At 74.2% G+C, this 18,557-nt stretch carries 14 protein-coding genes; 7 read left to right on the forward strand and 7 right to left on the reverse strand.

The genetic code is table 11. The features are described 5' to 3' along the window. Positions 1–125: 125 nt before the first annotated feature. Genes ABD284_RS06795 through mtrA form a run of 3 tightly spaced genes read right to left on the reverse strand, consistent with a single transcriptional unit; the run spans position 126 to position 4,493 of the window. Complete coding sequence (locus tag ABD284_RS06795; protein WP_344141647.1) at positions 126–2,030, reverse strand: LpqB family beta-propeller domain-containing protein; 1,905 nt, start codon at positions 2,028–2,030, stop codon at positions 126–128. After that, positions 2,027–3,796 carry an MtrAB system histidine kinase MtrB gene (gene mtrB, locus ABD284_RS06800; protein WP_344141648.1) on the reverse strand — a complete coding sequence of 590 codons (1,770 nt, stop codon included), beginning with the start codon at positions 3,794–3,796 and terminating at the stop codon, positions 2,027–2,029. Before mtrB ends, ABD284_RS06795 begins: the two co-directional genes overlap by 4 nt. Before the next feature lie 19 nt (positions 3,797–3,815). Continuing rightward, positions 3,816–4,493, reverse strand: coding sequence for an MtrAB system response regulator MtrA (mtrA, locus tag ABD284_RS06805; RefSeq protein ID WP_344142010.1), 678 nt, complete (start codon positions 4,491–4,493; stop codon positions 3,816–3,818). Positions 4,494–4,991: 498 nt separating this feature from the next. Here mtrA and ABD284_RS06810 point away from each other — a divergent pair, with 498 nt between their 5' ends. The 5 genes from ABD284_RS06810 to ABD284_RS06830 all read left to right on the forward strand — a co-directional run bounded on the left by ABD284_RS06810 (position 4,992) and on the right by ABD284_RS06830 (position 10,795). Next, the gene (locus ABD284_RS06810) at positions 4,992–6,527 is read left to right on the forward strand and encodes a hypothetical protein (protein ID WP_344141649.1); all 1,536 of its coding nucleotides are present in this window, start codon (positions 4,992–4,994) and stop codon (positions 6,525–6,527) included. Next, complete coding sequence (locus ABD284_RS06815; RefSeq protein ID WP_344141651.1) at positions 6,527–7,174, forward strand: DUF4129 domain-containing protein; 648 nt, start codon at positions 6,527–6,529, stop codon at positions 7,172–7,174. The genes ABD284_RS06810 and ABD284_RS06815 overlap by 1 nt, the downstream gene beginning before the upstream one ends. After that, a complete protein-coding gene (locus ABD284_RS06820; protein WP_344141653.1) occupies positions 7,171–8,352 on the forward strand; it encodes a DUF4350 domain-containing protein in 1,182 nt (393 codons plus the stop codon). Before ABD284_RS06815 ends, ABD284_RS06820 begins: the two co-directional genes overlap by 4 nt. A gap of 82 nt (positions 8,353–8,434) precedes the next feature. Next, the gene (locus tag ABD284_RS06825; protein ID WP_344141654.1) at positions 8,435–9,427 is read left to right on the forward strand and encodes an AAA family ATPase; all 993 of its coding nucleotides are present in this window, start codon (positions 8,435–8,437) and stop codon (positions 9,425–9,427) included. Between the two features lie 66 nt (positions 9,428–9,493). Continuing rightward, positions 9,494–10,795, forward strand: a complete 1,302-nt coding sequence (locus ABD284_RS06830; RefSeq protein WP_344141656.1) for a DUF58 domain-containing protein — start codon at positions 9,494–9,496, stop codon at positions 10,793–10,795. Between the two features lie 25 nt (positions 10,796–10,820). Here ABD284_RS06830 and ABD284_RS06835 read toward each other — a convergent pair whose 3' ends face one another. Next, entirely contained in the window at positions 10,821–11,816 is a 996-nt protein-coding gene (locus ABD284_RS06835) for a stage II sporulation protein M (RefSeq protein ID WP_344141657.1), read from the reverse strand. A 199-nt stretch (positions 11,817–12,015) separates the two neighbouring features. Between ABD284_RS06835 and ABD284_RS06840 the strand changes: the two genes are divergently transcribed. Next, the gene (locus tag ABD284_RS06840) at positions 12,016–12,957 is read left to right on the forward strand and encodes an RDD family protein (protein WP_344141658.1); all 942 of its coding nucleotides are present in this window, start codon (positions 12,016–12,018) and stop codon (positions 12,955–12,957) included. Between the two features lie 40 nt (positions 12,958–12,997). Here the strand turns inward: ABD284_RS06840 and ahcY (ABD284_RS06845) are convergent, their stop codons facing one another. Further along, positions 12,998–14,260 (reverse strand): adenosylhomocysteinase, encoded by a 1,263-nt coding sequence (gene ahcY / locus ABD284_RS06845; protein WP_344141659.1) that lies wholly within the window; start codon positions 14,258–14,260, stop codon positions 12,998–13,000. A gap of 39 nt (positions 14,261–14,299) precedes the next feature. Next, positions 14,300–15,736, reverse strand: coding sequence for an adenosylhomocysteinase (gene ahcY, locus ABD284_RS06850; RefSeq protein WP_344141660.1), 1,437 nt, complete (start codon positions 15,734–15,736; stop codon positions 14,300–14,302). 308 nt (positions 15,737–16,044) lie between these two features. Between ahcY (ABD284_RS06850) and ABD284_RS06855 the strand changes: the two genes are divergently transcribed. After that, positions 16,045–16,431, forward strand: coding sequence for a MerR family transcriptional regulator (locus ABD284_RS06855; protein ID WP_344142011.1), 387 nt, complete (start codon positions 16,045–16,047; stop codon positions 16,429–16,431). A gap of 30 nt (positions 16,432–16,461) precedes the next feature. Here ABD284_RS06855 and ABD284_RS06860 read toward each other — a convergent pair whose 3' ends face one another. Next, positions 16,462–18,552, reverse strand: coding sequence for an acyltransferase family protein (locus ABD284_RS06860; protein WP_344142012.1), 2,091 nt, complete (start codon positions 18,550–18,552; stop codon positions 16,462–16,464). Positions 18,553–18,557: the final 5 nt, after the last annotated feature.

An 18,557-nucleotide genomic window follows, 5' to 3' on the forward strand; every position in this document is an offset into this window, starting at 1 on the left:
GGCTCCAGGTTCGGCCCGGCGCAGCCTGCGCCGCCACACGGATGTGCACCCTGTGGACGGCGCACGCACCGAACCGCCCCGGACGCCCTCCGCGCCCGCTGCGGGCCGCGCGGGCCGGCGGCGGGTCAGCCCGGGTAGACGGGGTTGGTACCGACGCCGACGCGCTTCCAGTTGATGCGGTCGTCGGTCATCCAGACGTTGTCGTCCTCGGTGCCCGACAGCAGCGGCAGCCCCGGCGCGGCGGCGATGCCGCCCATGTCGGTGCCCGGGGGCGCACCCGCGCTGGTGGTCTCGGTGCTGCCGTCCAGCGACACCAGGTAGCTCTGCTCGGCGCCCTGCTCGACGTGGCCGACCACGGCGAGCTGGTCACCGCCCCGCCACGCGACGTCGGTGATCTCCTCCAGCTCGGTGGCCAGCGGGAACTCGCCGCTGAGGGTGACAGCGCCGTCGGAGTGGACGACGCGGCCCACCGAGAGGTGCGACGCGCCCTTGCCGTCGCTGCTGAGGACCGCGGCCCGGGTGCCGTCGCGGGACATCCGCAGCGCGGTGACCCGGCTCTCCGCGAGGTCGGGGGCGTCCACCTCGACGGGGTCGGTCCCACCGCGCAGCATCCACACGCGGGTGCCGACGTCTCCCGCCTCGCCTCCCGAAGGTGAGGCCGTAGGCGAAGGGGTGCCGCGCTCGGTGTCCTCGGTGACCGCCTCGGAGTCCTGCTGCTGCTGGTTGTCGTCGTTCTCGCGGCCGGTGGAGACGTCCTCGGTCACCCACAGGTTGCCGTAGCCGTCCCAGGACAGCGACGTGTAGTCGCCGCCCGAGAGCACGGGGGTGTAGTCGCTGCCCTCGCTGGTGCCGGCGACGAGGACCTCCTTGCCGCCCGCGCGGATGCCCGCCACCTGGTCCTCGTCCAGCGACACCGCGTGCTGCTCCAGGGCGGCCTGGCCGGCGCCCGGCGCCCCCGCGACCCGGCTCTCGGTGAGCTGGGCGTCGCGGCTGTCGCTCTCCAGCGCCCACATCTGGCCGTCGCGCACGAAGTAGGCCCGCAGGCTCCCGGTGACCCCCGCGGGGTTGACCGAGTCCCAGTCGCCCTTGCCGGTGTGCAGGTTCTCGCTCTCGTCGGCCGGGATCTCGATCTCCTGGCCGCCCACCCGCAGCGTCAGCTCCTCCACCTCGGGGAGCTGGCGCAGCGTCCACACCAGCTGCGCCCGCATGCCGAAGCGCTGCGTCGTGCCTCCGGAGGCGTTGTCGACCTCGACCGTCACGGTGCCCGAATCGTAGGCGACGTCGGCCGTCGCGTCCTCGGGGAAGGCCGACTCCACCGCGTCGTCCAGCCAGCTGGTGGGGCCCGACACCAGCATCTTGACCAGCCGGGTGGCCGAGCGGTCGCTGCTGACCGGCAGGAAGACCGCGTCGGGCACGAGGGTGCTGCGGTCGCGGTTGAAAAAGTACAGGTTCAGCGGCCGGTAGACGAGGTCGACGTCGCTGCGGCTGAGCACCAGGTGCTCGGGCGGGTCGGAGATCCGCCACTGGTCGTCGCCGTTGCGGACCAGGTCCAAAGTGACGTCGATGACCTGGCCGGCGTCGGCGGGCGTGTACTGCCCGCCGGCGTCGATGGTGGCGAGCTGGCTGCTGAGCAGCCGAACCTGAGCGCTCTCGCCGTCGTCGGCGACCTCGGCGTCCAGGGCCAGCTTGTCGCTGTCCTCGTAGACCAGGACGCGGCCGCTGGGCAGCCAGTCGGAGCGCGTCTTGGGCGCCAGGTACTCGCGGGCGGCGCTGTGGTTCTCCTCGAAGCTGCCCATGCTCTTGAGGAAGCCGCGCACGAGGCCTTCGGGCTCGACGTCGCGCTGGGGGCCGGGCGGGATCTGGCGCACGTAGCCGCTGCCGCTCAGGGAGCCGGCGGCGCCGCCCTCGCCCTCGACGACCGGGCCGCCGCTGGGCACCGTCGCGCACGCCGACAGGCCTAGGGCCAGCAGGGCGGCGGCGACGCCGGCGCGGCGCGTGCGCCTGAGGGACGCGCTGTGGGCGGTGGTCACGAGACCTCCTCGTGTGCGCCGGCCTCGACGCGTTCGGCGGCGGTGTCAGCGGGTCCGGTGCCCGGGGCGCCCTCGCCCATCGACGCCGAGAACCCGCGGACGCGCCCGGTGGCCATCTCCGGCGGCGCCAGCGGTAGCGGGGAACCGCGCAGCTCCTGGCCCTCGCGGCGCGGCAGCGACAGGCGGAACTGCGACCCCTTGCCGGGCATGCCCCAGGCCTGCAGCCAGCCGCCGTGCAGCTGGGCGTCCTCCTTGGCTATGGCCAGGCCCAGGCCGGTGCCCCCGGTGGTGCGCGCCCGCGCCGGGTCGGCCCGCCAGAACCGGTCGAAGCACAGGTGCTCCTCGCCCTCCTTGAGGCCCACTCCGAAGTCGCGCACGCCCACGGCGACGGCGTCGCGGTCGCCGGCCGCGGTGACGATGACGTCCTTGCCCTCGCTGTGCTCGATGGCGTTGACGATGAGGTTGCGCAGGATGCGGTTGATGCGGCGCGCGTCGAACTCGGCGGTGCAGGGCTCGGCCGGCAGCCGCATGACGACCTTGATGCCGGACTTCTCGGCGATCTGCTCGGCATCGCCGACGGCCTTCATCACGGCGTCGCGCACGTCCACCCGCTCCATCGACAGCGTGGCGGCGCCCGCGTCGTGCCTGCTGATCTCCAGCAGGTCGGCCAGCAGCTCCTCGAACCGCTCCAGCTGGCTCTGCAGCAGCTCGACCGAGCGGCCCATGTGGGGCTCCAGCTCGTCGCGGTCCTCGTACAGCAGGTCGCCGGCCATGCGGATGGTGGTGAGCGGGGTGCGCAGCTCGTGGGAGACGTCGGAGGCGAACTGGCGCTGCACCTGCGAAAGCTCCTCCAGCTCGCGGATCTTCTCCTGGAGGTTGCCGGCCATGTCGTTGAAGGACAGCGCGAGGCGGGCGAGGTCGTCCTCGCCGCGGACCCTCATGCGCTCCGAGAGGTCGCCGGCCGCCAGCCGCTCGGCCGAGCCGGCGGCGGCCCGGACGGGGTTCACGACCTGGCGCGTGACGATGTAGGCGATCACCGCCAGCAGCAGGATCAGCACGGTGCCGACGAAGAAGACCGTGTTCTGCACCAGGTCGAGCATCTGCTGCTCGTGGTCCAGCGGGAACAGGTAGTACAGCTCGTAGGTGTTGGACAGCCGCGCGCCCACGACCAGGCCGGGGGCCCGGTAGTCGTCGTCGACGATCTGGGTGTAGGTGACGTACTGCTCGCCCAGCTCCGAGCTCGGGCTGACCTCTTCGCGCAGCCGCTGGGGGACGCTGGACTCCTCGACCGTGGCGTAGCCCCGCAGACCGCCCACCGTGGGCAGGATGACCACCTCGTAGAGGCCGGTCGTGCCGCTGTGGTTGCTCAGCTCGGTCGTGATCTCCTTGGCGCGGCCGTCCTGGTCGGTGCTCTGGTCGCCTTCCTGCATGATGCTGACGGCCGTGTCCAGCCCGGTCTTGTGGTCGTTGAGCGCGGCCTCGCGCTTGGCGTCGAGCAGGCCGGTCAGCACCTGCTGGACCAGGAAGAACCCGAGGACCGCGGTGACCAGGGCGGAGATGAGCAGGGTCGTCGTGACCACGCGGAGCTGCAGCGAGCGCCGCCAGCGCGAATGCACGGCGCGGACCAGGGCGCGGGCGCCACGCTGCGCGGTCACGTAGCAGCGCAGCGGAAACGCGGCGATGCGGTGCCAGCGCGACCGCGCGGCGCCCGGACCGCCGTCCGGCTGCGCCGCGTAGGCGTGCTGAGTGCCGTCATCGCCCGTCACCTGTGCCGTCCCGCCGGAATCAGGCGGTGCCCGCCTTGTAGCCGACACCGCGCACGGTGACTACGACCTCGGGATGCTCCGGGTCCTTCTCGATCTTGGCCCGCAGCCGCTGCACGTGCACGTTGACCAGCCGGGTGTCGGCCGCGTGCCGGTAGCCCCACACCTGCTCCAGCAGGACCTCGCGGGTGAAGACCTGGCGCGGTTTGCGGGCCAGGGCCACCAGGAGGTCGAACTCCAGCGGGGTGAGGCTGATCGGCTCGCCGTCGCGGCGCACGGCGTGGCCGGCGACGTCGATGGTGATGTCGCCGATCTGCAGCACCTCGGGGGCCGGCTCCTCGGTGCGGCGCAGCCGCACGCGCACCCGGGCCACCAGCTCCTTGGGCTTGAACGGCTTGACGATGTAGTCGTCGGCGCCGGACTCCAGGCCCAGCACTATGTCCACGGTGTCGCTCTTAGCTGTGAGCATCACGATCGGCACGCCCGACTCCGCGCGGATCTGCCTGCACACGTCGATTCCGTCGGCGCCGGGCAGCATCAGGTCCAGCAGCACGAGGTCGGGCTTGGTCTCGCGGAAGGCCTCCATCGCCTTGTCGCCGTCGTGCACGAACGACGGCTCGAAGCCTTCGCCTCGGAGGACGATGCCCAACATCTCAGCGAGAGCGAGGTCGTCGTCGACGACCAGTACGCGTCCCTTCATGGGTGTATCCGGCACGAGCTCCTCCTCCCACGTCGGAGGCGCGGCAGCTCGCGCCTTCTCCTTTCTGGACACTCAAGCGGCAGTACTTCGGACACTTTCGCCGGGTCCCTTGTGGGAGCCGTCCTCCCCACTAACCTTGCCATCTTCGGACCGGGCTTCGCCCGGGCTCGCCCGCTGAGGAGCCGGTGCCGGAGGGCGCGCCCCGCGCCCCCGGCGGCCGCCCCGCGCGACGGGTCGCACGCGCCACCCTGCCGCCTGCGCCGCCCCGCGTCCAGATGTGCGGACCCGCGGTGCCTGCGCAGCCTGCGCCGACTTGATCGGCCGATAACAGAAAGCATACAAAACGAATGAACCGGAGCGGAGTTCCCGAAGCTCCGCGGGCGTTCGGAACGCCCGCCGGCGCCCGCGTCCCGGTACCCGTGGCATAACCCCGTGGCATAACGTGGAGACCGCCACCGCCCCGAGCACGACCAGGACCGCTACGGAGGACCGATTCCGATGAGCCACGACGACGGCCGGCACTGGCGGGCGCCGGGGTCGGACCCCGGTTCCGGCCAGCCGAGCGATGCGGCGGGCGCTCCGGGTCCGGGAGGCTGGTGGGCGCCTCCCGGCGAGGACGCACCCGCTCCCGGCGGCGGGTGGTCGGCTCCCGGCGGCTCCGGCGGCGCGGCCCCGGGCTACGGCCAGGGCCAGGCGCCCCCGGGCCCCCATCCCTACGGCGGCGCCCCCGGCGGCCACCCGCCCGCCGCCCCGCCGCCCGGCCACGGCCGGCCCTGGGCGCCGCGTCCCGGCGTGGTCGCGCTGCGGCCGATGACCCTCGGCGACGTGTTCAACGGCGCGTTCGGCTACATCCGGCAGAACCCCAAGGCCACACTGGGCCTCGCGCTCATTGTCACCGCGCTCTTCAGCATCGTCACCTCCATCGGCCTGGGCGGCTACCTCAGCGACTACGGCACGATCGTGCAGGAGACGCTGGAGGACCCCTACGGTCCGACCGCCGACGACCCGATGCCCTTCGAGCTGTGGTCGATCGTGGCGATGTACTCCGGCGCACTGCTGGGCTACGTCGGCCAGATCGTGCTGACCGGACTGCTCGCGGCGGTCGTCGGCCTGGCGGTGCTGGGGCGCAGGCTGTCGATGCGCGAGGCGTTGCAGGTGGCGCGCGGCCGGATGCTCGCGCTCTTCGGCGTCGCCCTGCTGCTCCTGCTGCTGAGCGTGCTGTGGACGGCCCTCGTCGTCGGCCTCGTCTTCGGCGCGGTGCTGCTCGGCATCGCGGTCCACCCCGCCGTGGGCGTGGCCGTGGGAGTCCTGGGCGTGCCCGCCCTCGTCGTGCTGGCCGTGTGGATCTACGTGCGCACCTCGCTGGCGATGCCGGTGGCGGTGCTCGAGCGCGCCGGCCCCGCGTCGGCCCTGGCACGCTCCTGGCGGCTGACGCGCCGCAGCTGGTGGCGGGTGTTCGGCATCCTGCTGCTGGCGCAGGTCCTCGTCAGCTTCGTGGTGAACCTGCTGTCCACGCCTTTCACGGTTGTGGCGGCGGTGCTGTCCTTCGTGGTCCCCGACGCAGCGTGGGCGCCGGTGGCCACGACCGCGCTCGCCTATCTCGGCACCGTCCTGGCCGGCACCCTGGGAACGCCGTTCGTCATCGGCGTCACCACCCTTCTCTACGTCGACCTGCGCATGCGCCGCGAAGGACTCGACCTGAGGCTGCAGGCCGCCGCGCAGTCGGGCGAGCGGGTCGACGCCGACGTGTACGTCCCCGACGACGCGGCGCCGGGCGCGGCCGCACCCGCGCCCGCGCCCGCTCACCCCGGGCCCAGCGCCTACGGCCCGGGCAGCGGCGGATACCCGCCGCCCGGCGGCCCCTACTACGGCGAGGGCGGCGCACCCTACGGCGGCGCGCAGCCGGGCATGCCCCAGGGCGGCCACCCGGCCCAGGGGCCCGGTGGCCACCCGGCCCAGGGGCCCGGCGGCCACCCGCAGGAGGGCTACGGCCGGGGCGGCCCGGGCCACGGCGGCCCGGGGACCTCCGCCTGATGGGGACCCCTCTGCTCGCGGCGGCCGTCGTCGGGCGCGAGGAAGGGCAGCGGCTGGCCCGCGAGGAGCTGTCCAAGCGCATCTACGGCGAGGCGCGGCCGAGCCTGCTGGACATAATCTGGCAGCGCATCAACGAGTGGCTCTCCGGTGTCGAGATCTACGGCCCGACCGGCTGGTGGACGCTGGGCCCGCTGCTCATGGTGCTGGTGGGCCTGGTCGTGGCCCTGCTGGTGTACATGCGCCCGGCCCGCCGCGCCCGCCGCAGGAAGCCCATCGACGAGGCCGCGCCGCTGACCGCCGCCGACCACCGCGCCGCCGCCGAGCGCCACGCCGCCCAGGGCGAGTTCGGCGCCGCGGTCCGCGAGCGGCTGCGCGCCGTCACCCGCGAGCTGGAGGACGGCGCCGTGATCACGCCGCGCCCCGGCAGGACCGCCACCGAGCTGGCCGCCGAGACCGGCGCCGTGCTGCCGCGGCTGCGCGAGAGCCTCTACGCCGCCGCCGAGACCTTCAACGACTCCGCCTACGGCCAGCGCACCGCCACCGCCGATGGCTACCGGCTGCTCACCGAGCTCGACGAGCAGGTGCGCCGCGCCCGTCCCGAGGAGGCGGCCGCCGGCCCGGCGCAGACCCCGGGGACCACCTCGTGAGCGCGCCCGCCGCCGCACCCGCCCCGCCGGCGGAGCCCTCGGAGCGCATATCGCCCGGGGCGGGAGAGCTCTGGCGGCGCGTGCGCGGGCCCGCCGCCTTCATCGCCGCCCTCCTCGTGCTGGCCGTGCTGATGTCGCTGGGGGCCCGGGAGCCCCGGGAGGGCCCGTTGGAGCCCGAGGGGCCCAACCCCGAGGGCAGCCGCGCGCTCGTGCAGATCCTGCGGGACCGCGGCAGCGACGTCACCGTCGCCCGCACCACCGAGGACGCGCTGCAGGCGGCCGGACCCGGCACCGTCACCGTGCTGGCCGGCTCGCACCGACTGCCGCGCGACCAGGTCGGCAGGCTCGCCGACGGGCTCGGCGACCGGATCCTCGTCCGCCCCACCACCCCGGCGCTGGAGGCGCTGGCGCCGGGCGTGCGGACCACCGGGCGCACCGAGGAGCAGACATTGCGGCCCCGCTGCGGGCTCGCGGCCGCCCGGGCCGCCGGTGCGGCGGACATCGGCGGCGAGGTCTACACGGTCCCCCAGGGCGGCCGGGGCTGCTACCCGGCCGAAGGGGGGCACGCGCTGGTGCGCGTCACCGGCGGGCACACCACCACCGTGCTGGGCAGTCCCGCGCCGCTGACCAACGCCGACCTGGCCGGCGAGGGCAACGCCGCTCTGGCGCTGTCGCTCGTGGGCGAACGCGACGTGGTGTGGCTGCGCCCCGACCCCGTGCCCGAGCAGGGGAAGTCGGGGCTGTGGGACCTGGTGCCGCTCTCGGTCCGGATGAGCCTGGTGCCGCTGTGCGCGGCGCTGGTGCTGCTCGCCCTCTGGCGCGGCAGGCGGCTGGGCCCGCTGGTGACCGAGCGGCTGCCGGTGGTGGTGCGCGCCTCGGAGACCACCGAGGGCCGCGCCGGGCTGTACGCCGCGCGGCGGGCCCGCGACCGCGCCGCCGACGCTCTGCGCTCGGGGACGCTGCGCCGGATCAGGCCCGCGCTGGGCCTGGGCCCCGACACCGCGCCCGGCGCCGTGGTGGAGGCGGCGGCCGCGCGCTCGGGCATGCGGCCGTCCCACATCGGCGCCCTGCTGTACGGCCCGGGCGAACCGGGGACCGCCGACCCCTACACTGCCGACGACCAGGGTCTGGTGCGGCTGACCGACGAGCTGGACGGGCTGGAGGGGCGGCTGCGGTGACGCCCGTGCGCACCGGCGCTCCCGGCGGCGCCCGCCAACCGAAACCGCCGCTGCCGACTCCGCTGACCGAGGGAGACCACAAGTGACCGCCTTCCCCGCCGACGGCCCGCCCGAGCCCGGGCAGGCCGAACAGGCCAGAGCCGCGCTGACCGCGCTGCGCCACGAGGTCGCCAAGGCCGTCGTGGGCCAGGAAGAGACCGTGACCGGCATGGTCGTGGCGCTGCTGTGCCGCGGCCACGTGCTGATGGAGGGCGTGCCGGGCGTCGCCAAGACGCTGCTGGTGCGCGCGGTCTCGGCTGCACTGTCGCTGGAGCACAAGCGCGTCCAGTTCACCCCCGACCTGATGCCGGGCGACGTCACGGGCTCGCTGGTCTACGACTCGCGCACCTCCAAGTTCGAGTTCCACGAGGGGCCGGTCTTCACCAACCTGTTCCTGGCCGACGAGATCAACCGGACGCCGCCCAAGACGCAGGCGGCGCTGCTGGAGGCCATGGAGGAGCGCCAGGTGACCGTCGCGGGCGAGCCGGCGGCGCTGCCCGACCCCTTCGTCGTGGCCGCCACCCAGAACCCGGTGGAGTACGAGGGCACCTATCCGCTGCCCGAGGCCCAGCTCGACCGGTTCCTGCTCAAGCTGGTGGTCTCGCTTCCCGAGCGCGCCCACGAGGTCGACATGCTGGGCCGCCACGCCGCGGGATTCGACCCCGGCGACCTGGACGCGGCCGGGCTGCGGCCGGTGGCGGGCGCCGAGGACCTGCGCGCCGCCCGGGCGGCCGTGGCCGCGACCGCGGTCGCGCCCGAGGTGCTGGGCTACATCGTCGACATCTGCCGCGCCACCCGCGGCTCACCCTCGCTCCAGCTGGGCGCCTCCCCGCGCGGCGCCACCGCGCTACTGCGCACGAGCCGGGCCTGGGCGTGGCTGTCCGGGCGCGACTACGTCACCCCCGACGACGTCAAGGCGCTCGCCAAGGCGACGCTGCGGCACCGGGTGGCGCTGCGCCCCGAGGCCGAACTGGAGGGTGCCACGAGCGCGGGGGTGCTCGACGGTGTGCTGGCGTCGGTGCCGGTGCCCCGCTGATCCACAGCCCCGCGGCGGGCGGCCCACCGCCTCCGCACAGGTCGAAAGGCACGGAAGGGAGCGAGGATGGCGATCACGGGGCGTGCGGTGCTTGCCGCCTTCGCCGCCGCGCTCGCGGTGCTGGTGGCGGGCGCGGTCGGGGCCTGGATCGCCTGGGCGGTGCCGGGTCTGCTCGCGGCGGCGGTCCTGGCCGACGTTCTCCTGGCACCCAGCCCGCGCGCCCTGCGCTTCGAGCGCTCCGGCGACACCTCCGTCCGGCTGGGTGAGACCGCCGAGGTGGCGCTCGTGGTCGCCAACCCCGCGCGCCGCCGGCTGCGCGGCGTACTCCGCGACGCGTGGGCGCCCAGCGCCGGCGCGCGGCCGCCGCGGCGGCCGGTACGCGTGCCCGGCGGCGGCCGGGTACGGGTGGTGACCGAGCTCACTCCCACCCGCCGCGGCGACCAGGCGGCCGCCGGGGTCACGGTGCGCAGCCTCGGGCCGCTGGGGCTCGCCGCACGCCAGTGCACCCACGCGGTGCCGTGGACGGTGCGGGCGCTGCCGCCCTTCCACAGCCGCCGGCACCTGCCGGGCAAGCTCTCGCGGCTGCGCGAGCTGGACGGCCAGCACACCGCGCTTGTGCGCGGCCAGGGCAGCGAGTTCGACTCCCTGCGCGAGTACGTGCCCGGCGACGACGTGCGCTCGATCGACTGGCGCGCGACCGCCCGCAGGGACGCGGTCGTGGTGCGCACCTGGCGGCCCGAGCGCGACCGCAGAATCCTGCTGGTGCTCGACACCAGCCGCACCTCGGCCGGACGGGTGGGCGACGTGCCGCGCCTGGACCACGCCATGGACGCCGCACTGCTGCTGGCGGCCCTGGCGGGCCGCGCCGGCGACCGGGTGGACCTGCTGGCCTACGACCGCCGGGTGCGCGCCCAGGTGCGCAGCCAGGGGCGCGGCAGCCGCGTCCCCCAGATCGTGCAGGCGATGGCGCCCCTGGAGGCCGAGCTGGTGGAGTCCGACCCCGCCGGCCTGGTCGCCACGATCCTCGGCGGGCACAGCCGGACCCGCCAGCTGGTGGTGCTGCTGACCGACCTGAACGCGGCCGCGCTGGAGGAGGGCCTGCTACCGCGGCTGCCCGCGCTGACCTCGCGGCACATGCTGATGGTCGCGGCCGTGGGCGATCCCCGGGTGAGCGAGATGGCCGCGGCGCGCGGCACCGCCCGGGCCGCCTACGAGGCCGCGGCGGCCGAGCGCGCGCTGGGCGAGCGCAGCCGCATCACCGCCGAGCTGCGCCGCCACGGCGTGGAGGTCGTCGACGCCGACCCCGAGCACATCGCGCCGGCGCTGGCCGACGCCTACATCGGCCTCAAGGCCCAGGGGCGGCTGTAGCCGCCGACGCTCCCGCCCCGGTCGCTCAGCCCGCGACCGGGGCCGCCTGCGGCGCGGCGGCGATGTCGCCGGTCACGCCCCGGTTGTGCGCGGCGCGGCCGACGACGAACACGTAGGCCAAGAACAGCAGCTCGGCGGCCACACCGATGCCGATGCGCAGCCAGGTGGTGTGCACCCAGCCGGTCACCAGGCCCTCGATCAGGCCGGAGACGAACAGCACGAGCACCAGGCCGAGCGCGACCGCGATGGCCGGACGCGCTTCCTCGCCCAGCGCGCGCAGGCGGGGGCGCGGTCCGGGCGCGATGAGGGTCCAGCCGAGCTTGAGGCCCACGCCCGCGGCGACGAACACCGCTGTCAGCTCCAGCAGCCCGTGCGGCAGGATCAGGCCGAGGAAGACGTCGCCCTTGCCGTTGGCGAACATCATCCCCGCGCCCACACCCAGGTTCGCGCCGTTGAGCGCGAGCACGTAGACGGTGGGCAGGCACAGGAACACGCCGAGGATGAGCGCCTGGGCGGCGGCCCAGGCGTTGTTGGTCCACACCTGGGCGGCGAAGGAGGCGCCGGGGTGCTCCACGTAGTAGTTGGCGAAGTCGTTCTCGACGTAGGCGCGGATCTCCTCGGGGGTCCCGACCGCGGCCAGCACTTGCGGGTCGGTGGCGATCCAGGCCGCGATCACGGCGGAGAAGGCGACGGTGCCCAGGCCGGCGGCGATCCACCACCACCGCAGCCGGTACAGCACGGCCGGGAAGGTGTCGGTGAAGAACCGCGCGGCGTCGTGCCAGGAGGACTCGTGGGCGCCTGTGGCGGCCGAGCGCGCCCGCGCCACCAGCCCGGAGAGGTGGCCGACCAGCCCGGGGTCCTGGCCCGCGGAGCGCACCACCGACAGGTGCGTGGAGACGCGCTGGTAGAGGTCGACCAGCTCGTCGACCTCCGTGCCGCTGAGGCGGCGGCGCCGGCGCACGAGGCTGTCGAGGCGTTCCCACTCGGGGCGGTGCGCGGCGGCGAAGACGTCCAGATCCACGCGGGCGACTCTACCGGCAGCCCCTGCGGCCGCGTGTCGGCGGCCGTGCGGGCACGGCCCCGCGGAACGGTCCGGGGCCGGCGGGACCGCGGGAGGCGTGCGTGTCACCGGCGCCGGCCGTCTCCTGACAGACTGGAGGGAGCACGGCAGGCGGGACGAATGGGGCGCGCCCGCAGCGGACCTACGGAGGCGGACAGCGGTGGCATACGCGGGCGGTGGACTCCCCGACGACCAGTCGTCCCTGGTCACCGGCGACGCTGTCGTACTGGACCTGCGCCCGGCCGGCTTCGCCAGCCGCATGACGGCCCTGCTCGTCGACGCCGCCGTCCAGGTCGTGGCCCTGTTCGCCGCCGCCGCGCTGACCGCACTGGTGGCGAGCGGGCTGGACGCCGCGGCCACGGCCGCGGTGAACCTGGGACTGAGCGTGCTGGTGCTGGTTGGCTATCCCACCGCGATGGAGACCCTCACCCGCGGGCGCTCGCTGGGCAAGATGGCGCTGGGGCTGCGGGTCGTGGGCACCGACGGCTCCCCGGAGCGCTTCCGCCAGGCACTGGGCCGGGCGCTGGCCGGTGCGGTGGAGATCTGGATCACCTCCGGCGTCGTCGCCCTGATCACGTCGCTGGTCAACCGCGACGGCCGCCGGGTGGGCGACTTCGTCGCCGGCACTCTGGTGGTGCACGAGCGCGCCGCCCGGCGCCCCGACGACCGCCTGCCGATGCCTCCGCACCTGGCCGACTGGGCGCGCGGCGCCGAGCTGTCGCAGCTGTCGCCGGAGACAGCGGGCATGGCCCGCCAATACCTGCTGCGCTTCGGCGAACTGGCCGAGGAGTCGCGCTACCGGATGGGCGTGCGCATCGCCGACCTGGTGGCCGCCTCCGTCAGCCCTCCGCCGCCGCCCGGCACCACTCCCCCGGAGTTCCTCGCGGCGGTGCTGGCCGAGCGCCGCCGCCGCGAGGAGGAGCGCCAGGCCCGGCTGCGCGAGCAGAACCCGGAGGCCCGGCAGGGCCCCGGCGGTCCGCCCGGGCCGGCCGCCTACGGCCCGGGCGGACCGCCGGCGCAGGCACCCTACGGCGGGTACCGGCCGCAGGCGCCGGGCGGGGACCACCGCGGCGCACCCGACGGCGGCCGCGGGCCGGGCTAGCCCAATCCGCCGGTCACGGCCGCGGGCAGGCGCCCGCGGCTCACTCCTGCCAGGAGTTGAGGTAGTCCTCCTGCTCGGGGGTCAGCCGGTCGACGCCCACGCCCAGGGCCTCCAGCTCCAGGCGCGCCACCTCGGTGTCGATGCCGCCCGGCACCTCCAGGACGCCGGGCTGCAGGTCGGCGGCGCTGCGGGCCAGCCAGGCCACCGTCAGCGCCTGCACCGAGAAGGACATGTCCATCACCGCGGCGGGGTGGCCCTCGGCGGCACCCAGGTTGACCAGGCGCCCCTCGGCCAGAAGCACGATCCGGCGGCCGTCGGCCAGGACGTACTCGTCGGCCTGCGGGCGCACCTCTCGGCGGATGTCCACGGACATCGCCTCAAGGGCGGGCAGGTCGATCTCGACGTCGAAATGGCCCGAATTGGCCAGCACCGCGCCGTCCTTGAGCGAGGCCAGGTGCTCGGCGCGGACCACATCGCGGTTTCCGGTCACCGTGACCAGGACGTCGCCGATGGGCGCCGCCTCGTCCATGGGCAGCACCGTGTAGCCCTGCATCACCGCGTCCAGCGCCTTGACCGGGTCGACCTCGGTGACGACCACGCGCGCGCCCATGCCGCGGGCGCGCTCGGCCAGGCCGCGCCCGCAGTAGCCGAACCCGGCCACGACGACGGTGCGGCCGGCGATCATCGCGTTGGTGGCGCGCATGATGCCGTCGAGGGTGGACTGGCCGGTGCCGTAGCGGTTGTCGAACATCCGCTTGGTGGCGGTGTCGTTGACCGCGACCATCGGCAGCTTCAGCGCGCCGTCGGCGCGCATCCGCCGCAGCCGGATGACGCCCGTGGTGGTCTGCTCGCAGCCGCCCAGCGCCTCGTCGAGCAGTTCCGGGCGCTCCATGTGGGCGATGTTGACCAGGTCGCACCCGTCGTCCAGCAGCAGGTGCGGGCGGCGTTCCAGGACGGCGGCCAGGTTGCGGTCGTAGGAGGCGGGGTCGATGCCCGCCCGCGCGTAGACCGAGATCCCGTACTCGGCGACCAGGGCCGCCGCGGTGTCGTCCTGGGTGGACAGCGGGTTGGAGGCCGCGAGCGCGATCTCGGCGCCGCCGCCGCTCAGCGCCCGCAGCAGGTTGGCGGTCTCGGCCGTGACGTGCATGCACGCGGCGACGCGCAGGCCCGCCATCGGCCGGTCCGCGGCGAAGCGGTCGTGCACCTTGCGCAGCACCGGCATCGCGCGCTCGGCCCATTCGACGCGGCGGACCCCGGCCTGGGCCAGGCCGAGGTCCGCGACGTCACTGTCTGGGAATGCCATCCGGGGAGTGTCCCAGATCCCGTGTAACCCGTACCGCTACTAGTAGCGGTAGTGGTCGGGCTTGTAGGGGCCGGCCACGTCGACGCCGATGTAGGCGGCCTGCTCCTTGGTGAGCTCGGTCAGGCGCACGCCGAGGGCGTCCAGGTGCAGCCGGGCGACCTTCTCGTCCAGCAGCTTGGGCAGCGTGTAGACGTCGAGCGGGTACTCGGCGCTCTTGGTGAACAGCTCGATCTGGGCGATCGTCTGGTTCGTGAAGCTGTTGGACATCACGAAGCTGGGGTGACCGGTCGCGTTGCCCAGGTTGAGCAGGCGGCCCTCCGACAGCACCAGGATGGTGTGGCCGTCGGGGAACGCGTACTCGTGGACCTGCGGCTTGATCTCGGTCTTCTTGATGCCCGGGGTCTTCTCCAGGCCGGCCATGTCGATCTCGTTGTCGAAGTGGCCGACGTTGCCGACGATGGCCTGGTGCTTCATCCGCTTCATGTGGTCGGCGGTGAAGATGTCGAAGTTGCCGGTGGTGGTGATGAAGATGTCGGCGGTCTCGATGTAGTCCTCGACCCGGGCGACCTCGTAGCCGTCCATGGCGGCCTGGAGGGCGTTGATCGGGTCGATCTCGGTGACGACCACGCGGGCGCCCTGGCCGCGCAGCGCGTCGGCGGAGCCCTTGCCGACGTCGCCGTAGCCGGCGACCAGCGCGATCTTGCCGCCGATCAGGACGTCGGTGGCGCGCATGATGCCGTCCGGCAGCGAGTGGCGGATGCCGTACTTGTTGTCGAACTTGCTCTTGGTGACCGAGTCGTTGACGTTGATCGCCGGGAAGAGCAGCTTGCCGTCGCGGTGCATCTCGTAGAGGCGGTGCACACCGGTGGTGGTCTCCTCGGTGACGCCCTTGATGCGCGAGGCGACGCGGGTCCACTTCTGCGGGTCGGCCGCGACGCTCTTCTTGAGGAGGCTCAGGAAGACCTTGAACTCCTCGGCGTCGTCCTCGCTGGGCGACGGCACGGCGCCGGCCTTCTCGAACTCGGCGCCCTTGTGGACGAGCATGGTGGCGTCGCCGCCGTCGTCCAGGATCATGTTGGGGCCTTCGCCACCGGGCCAGGTCAGCGCCTGCTCGGTGCACCACCAGTACTCTTCGAGGGTCTCGCCCTTCCAGGCGTAGACCGGCACGCCCTGGGGGTTGTCCGGGGTGCCGTTGGGGCCGACCACCGCGGCGGCGGCGGCGTGGTCCTGGGTGGAGAAGATGTTGCAGCTGACCCAGCGGACCTCCGCGCCGAGCGCGACGAGGGTCTCGATGAGGACGGCCGTCTGCACGGTCATGTGCAGGGAGCCCATGATCTTCGCGCCCTTGAGCGGCTGAGAGGCGCCGTACTCGGCGCGGGTGGCCATGAGCCCCGGCATCTCGTGCTCGGCGAGCCGGATCTCCTTGCGCCCGAACTCGGCGAGGGACAGGTCAGCGACTTTGTAGTCGAAGGACATGCGTCTTTACTCCTCCTGGGTGGATGCGCACCGAGTCTAGGACGGGGTGCCCGACCGAAGCACGACCACGGGAGCGAATTTGACGCTGCGGTGTCAGATTCCCTGTGCCGGAACGCTCCGAAGGACTACAGTTGCTACCCATGGCGCACCCAGACAATCGCGCGACAACCTCCTATTCCGCGCACTTCGGACCGACCGTCCCCGCCCGATCCGAGGAGCGGGGTGACCCCCCTCACGTTCGGGGCCCGGCGGAGGGGAGACCGGCCGGCCGGCGCCCTTCGGGCGGCCCCTCCGAGGCCCCTCCGGCGATACCGATCTCGGCCGCCGCGGAACGACTGGGCACGACCGCCCGGATGCTGCGCTACCGCGAGGCGCTGGGCCTGATCCCCCCGACCAAGGAGCAGCCCACCGGCCGCGGCCACCGCCACCGGCGCTTCAGCGGGAACGACCTCGCCGCGGTGTCGGCCGGCCTGGACCTTGAGCGCTCCTACGGCATCCCCCCGGCCGCACTCGCCTTCGCCCTGCGCGTCCTCGCCGAGCCCGCGGTCCTCGCCCAGGTCCGCTCGTTCGGCGAGCGCGTCGGCCGCCTGGCGCCGGCGCCGGCCCGCGCCATGGACTTCGAGAAGCAGAAGGCGCTGCGGCTCCTCCAGCGCAGGGAGCAGCCGCCCGGTGGCGGGCGCCCGGCGCAGGGCTGAGCGGCCGCCCGCACGCGGCCGCGGCGCCGGTCACAGCCCTGCTTCCGCCTCGATCCGGTCGCGCAGGACGGGGGCGAGCGTGCGCATGTAGGTGGCGGTGATGTGGGCGCTGTCCCAGTAGACGAGGATGTTGCCGATCACCGCCGGGCACCGGTCGCCCCGGCAGAGCAGGTCGGTGAGGTCGATGTAGGCGACGTTGCCGGGCAGGTCGTCGATCCGCTCCAGCGGGGAGGTGCGCGCCATGGACCGGTGGCGCTGGCCGACGCAGTCCTCGGGGCGGTTCTCGGCCAGGCAGTCGGGGGCGTTGAAGTCCAGCCGCGGGGTGTCGCGCACGGCGATCACCTCGATGCCCATGGCGTCCAGCTCGCGCCAGCGCGACACGTAGCCCTCGACGACCGACTCCCCCACAGGCCCCGACCCGGCGTCGAGGTTGGTGCGCGTCGCCGTGGTGAACACGGCGTCGGGGCGCAGGTCGGCCAGCTCGGCCATGACACCGGAGTTCCACACCGCGCACGACTCGTAGGCCTGCCCGTGGCGGAGCTGGTCGGCGGCCGTGAACAGGCACGAACCCTTGATGATGTTGACGACGCGCCAGTGCTCGCCGCGGGCGATCTCGCGCAGCGCCGGGAACCAGTGCGCGGCGTGGGAGGCTCCGACGAGCGCGATCGTGCGGACGGGGTCCTCGGGCCCGTAGGAGCAGGTGAGCACCTCGGACTCCGGGATCCCCTGATTGCAGCCGTCGGTGTAGGTGACCGGCACGTCCTCGGCGGCGTTGGCGGGGTCGGGGTAGACGGGCACGTCCTGGGCCTGGGCCGGTGCGGTGGCGGCCGCGCCCAGCGCCGCCGCGCCCGGGTAGTCGGCGGCCTGGGCCTGCGTCGCGGCCAGCTCCTGCTGGCGCTGCTGGTGGGTCAGGTACCCCGACCACACGCCCGAGGCGGCCAGGACCGGGACGATGCACGCCGCGCCCACCGACACCGACCAGAGCCGGCCCGGGCGGGCGCGGGTGAACGCGTCGACCCCGTCCTCGCCGACCCACCGCGTCGCGACCGCCAGCGCCATCGACACCGCCAGCACCAGGCAGCCGCCGGTGAGACTGGGCTGGGTGCGGTCCGTGACCTCCAGGTAGCAGACCAGCACCGGCCAGTGCCAGAGGTAGAGCGCGTAGGCGTGGTCGCCGACGTAGTGCAGCGGCCGCAGGTTGAGCAGCCGGTCGGCGGCCAGGGGCGAGCCGGTGCTGCCCGCGACGATCACGGCCGCGGCGGCGAGGGTGGGCCAGAGCGCGATGAAGCCGGGAAACAGCGTGGATACGTTCACCAGCAGGCCGCAGGAGACCAGGGCCGCGAGTCCGACCCAGCCCAGCAGGATGCGCGGCAGGCGGCGCAGGCGCAGGTGCGGCAGGGCAAGGGCGAGCAGTCCGCCGAGCGCGAGCTCCCACAGGCGGGCGCCGGTGTCGAAGTAGGCCCAGGGCTGGTCGGCGGCCGTGACGGCCACGGAGTAGGCCAGCGAGGCGGCGAAGACGAGCGCGAGGGCCGCGGTCACGACGCGCCGCAGCGGCCATCCGGCCGCGCGCGCCAGGGCGGCGGCCGCGGTGATGAGCACGGGCCACACCAGGTAGAACTGCCCCTGCACCGACAGCGACCAGAAGTGCTGGGCCGGGCCCGCCCCGCTGTTCTGCGCCAGGTAGTCCACCGAGCTCAGCGCCAGGTGCCAGTTCTGGAAGTACAGCGCCGATGCGATCGTCCCCGAGATCGCGTCGCGCCAAGCCGTGGCGGGCAGGAACAGGTAGCTCGCCGCGAGGATGCCGGCCAGCGCCGCCGCCGCGCCGGGGAAGAGCCGCTTGACCAGCCGGGACCAGAACGCGGCATAGTCGACGCGGCCGCCCCGCTCCACCGCGCGCAGCAGCGAGCCCGTGATCAGGAAGCCGGTGAGCAGCAGGAACACGTCCACACCGCCGGACACCCGGCCCAGCCAGATGTGGTAGACGGCCACGAGCAGCACCGCGACGGCACGCAGCCCCTGGAGCTCGGGGCGGAACCCGGAGCCGGAGCTCCGGCCGGTGCCCGCACCGCGCTCGGCGGTGCCCGAAGGCTCCTGTGGCTGCGCAGCGGAGCCTGATGACATCTGCA

Source organism: Streptomonospora arabica (genome assembly GCF_039531585.1).
In the GTDB taxonomy this organism is placed as follows: domain Bacteria; phylum Actinomycetota; class Actinomycetes; order Streptosporangiales; family Streptosporangiaceae; genus Streptomonospora; species Streptomonospora halophila.

Bases quoted from the DNA above. Each gene is read 5' to 3' on its own strand.
- mtrA (WP_344142010.1), bottom strand. From the start codon at position 4,493: ATGAAGGGACGCGTACTGGTCGTCGACGACGACCTCGCTCTCGCTGAG.
- ABD284_RS06810 (WP_344141649.1), top strand. From the start codon at position 4,992: ATGAGCCACGACGACGGCCGGCACTGGCGGGCGCCGGGGTCGGACCCC.
- ABD284_RS06815 (WP_344141651.1), top strand. From the start codon at position 6,527: ATGGGGACCCCTCTGCTCGCGGCGGCCGTCGTCGGGCGCGAGGAAGGG.
- ABD284_RS06830 (WP_344141656.1), top strand. From the start codon at position 9,494: ATGGCGATCACGGGGCGTGCGGTGCTTGCCGCCTTCGCCGCCGCGCTC.
- ahcY (WP_344141659.1), bottom strand. From the start codon at position 14,260: ATGGCATTCCCAGACAGTGACGTCGCGGACCTCGGCCTGGCCCAGGCC.
- ahcY (WP_344141660.1), bottom strand. From the start codon at position 15,736: ATGTCCTTCGACTACAAAGTCGCTGACCTGTCCCTCGCCGAGTTCGGG.
- ABD284_RS06860 (WP_344142012.1), bottom strand. From the start codon at position 18,552: ATGTCATCAGGCTCCGCTGCGCAGCCACAGGAGCCTTCGGGCACCGCC.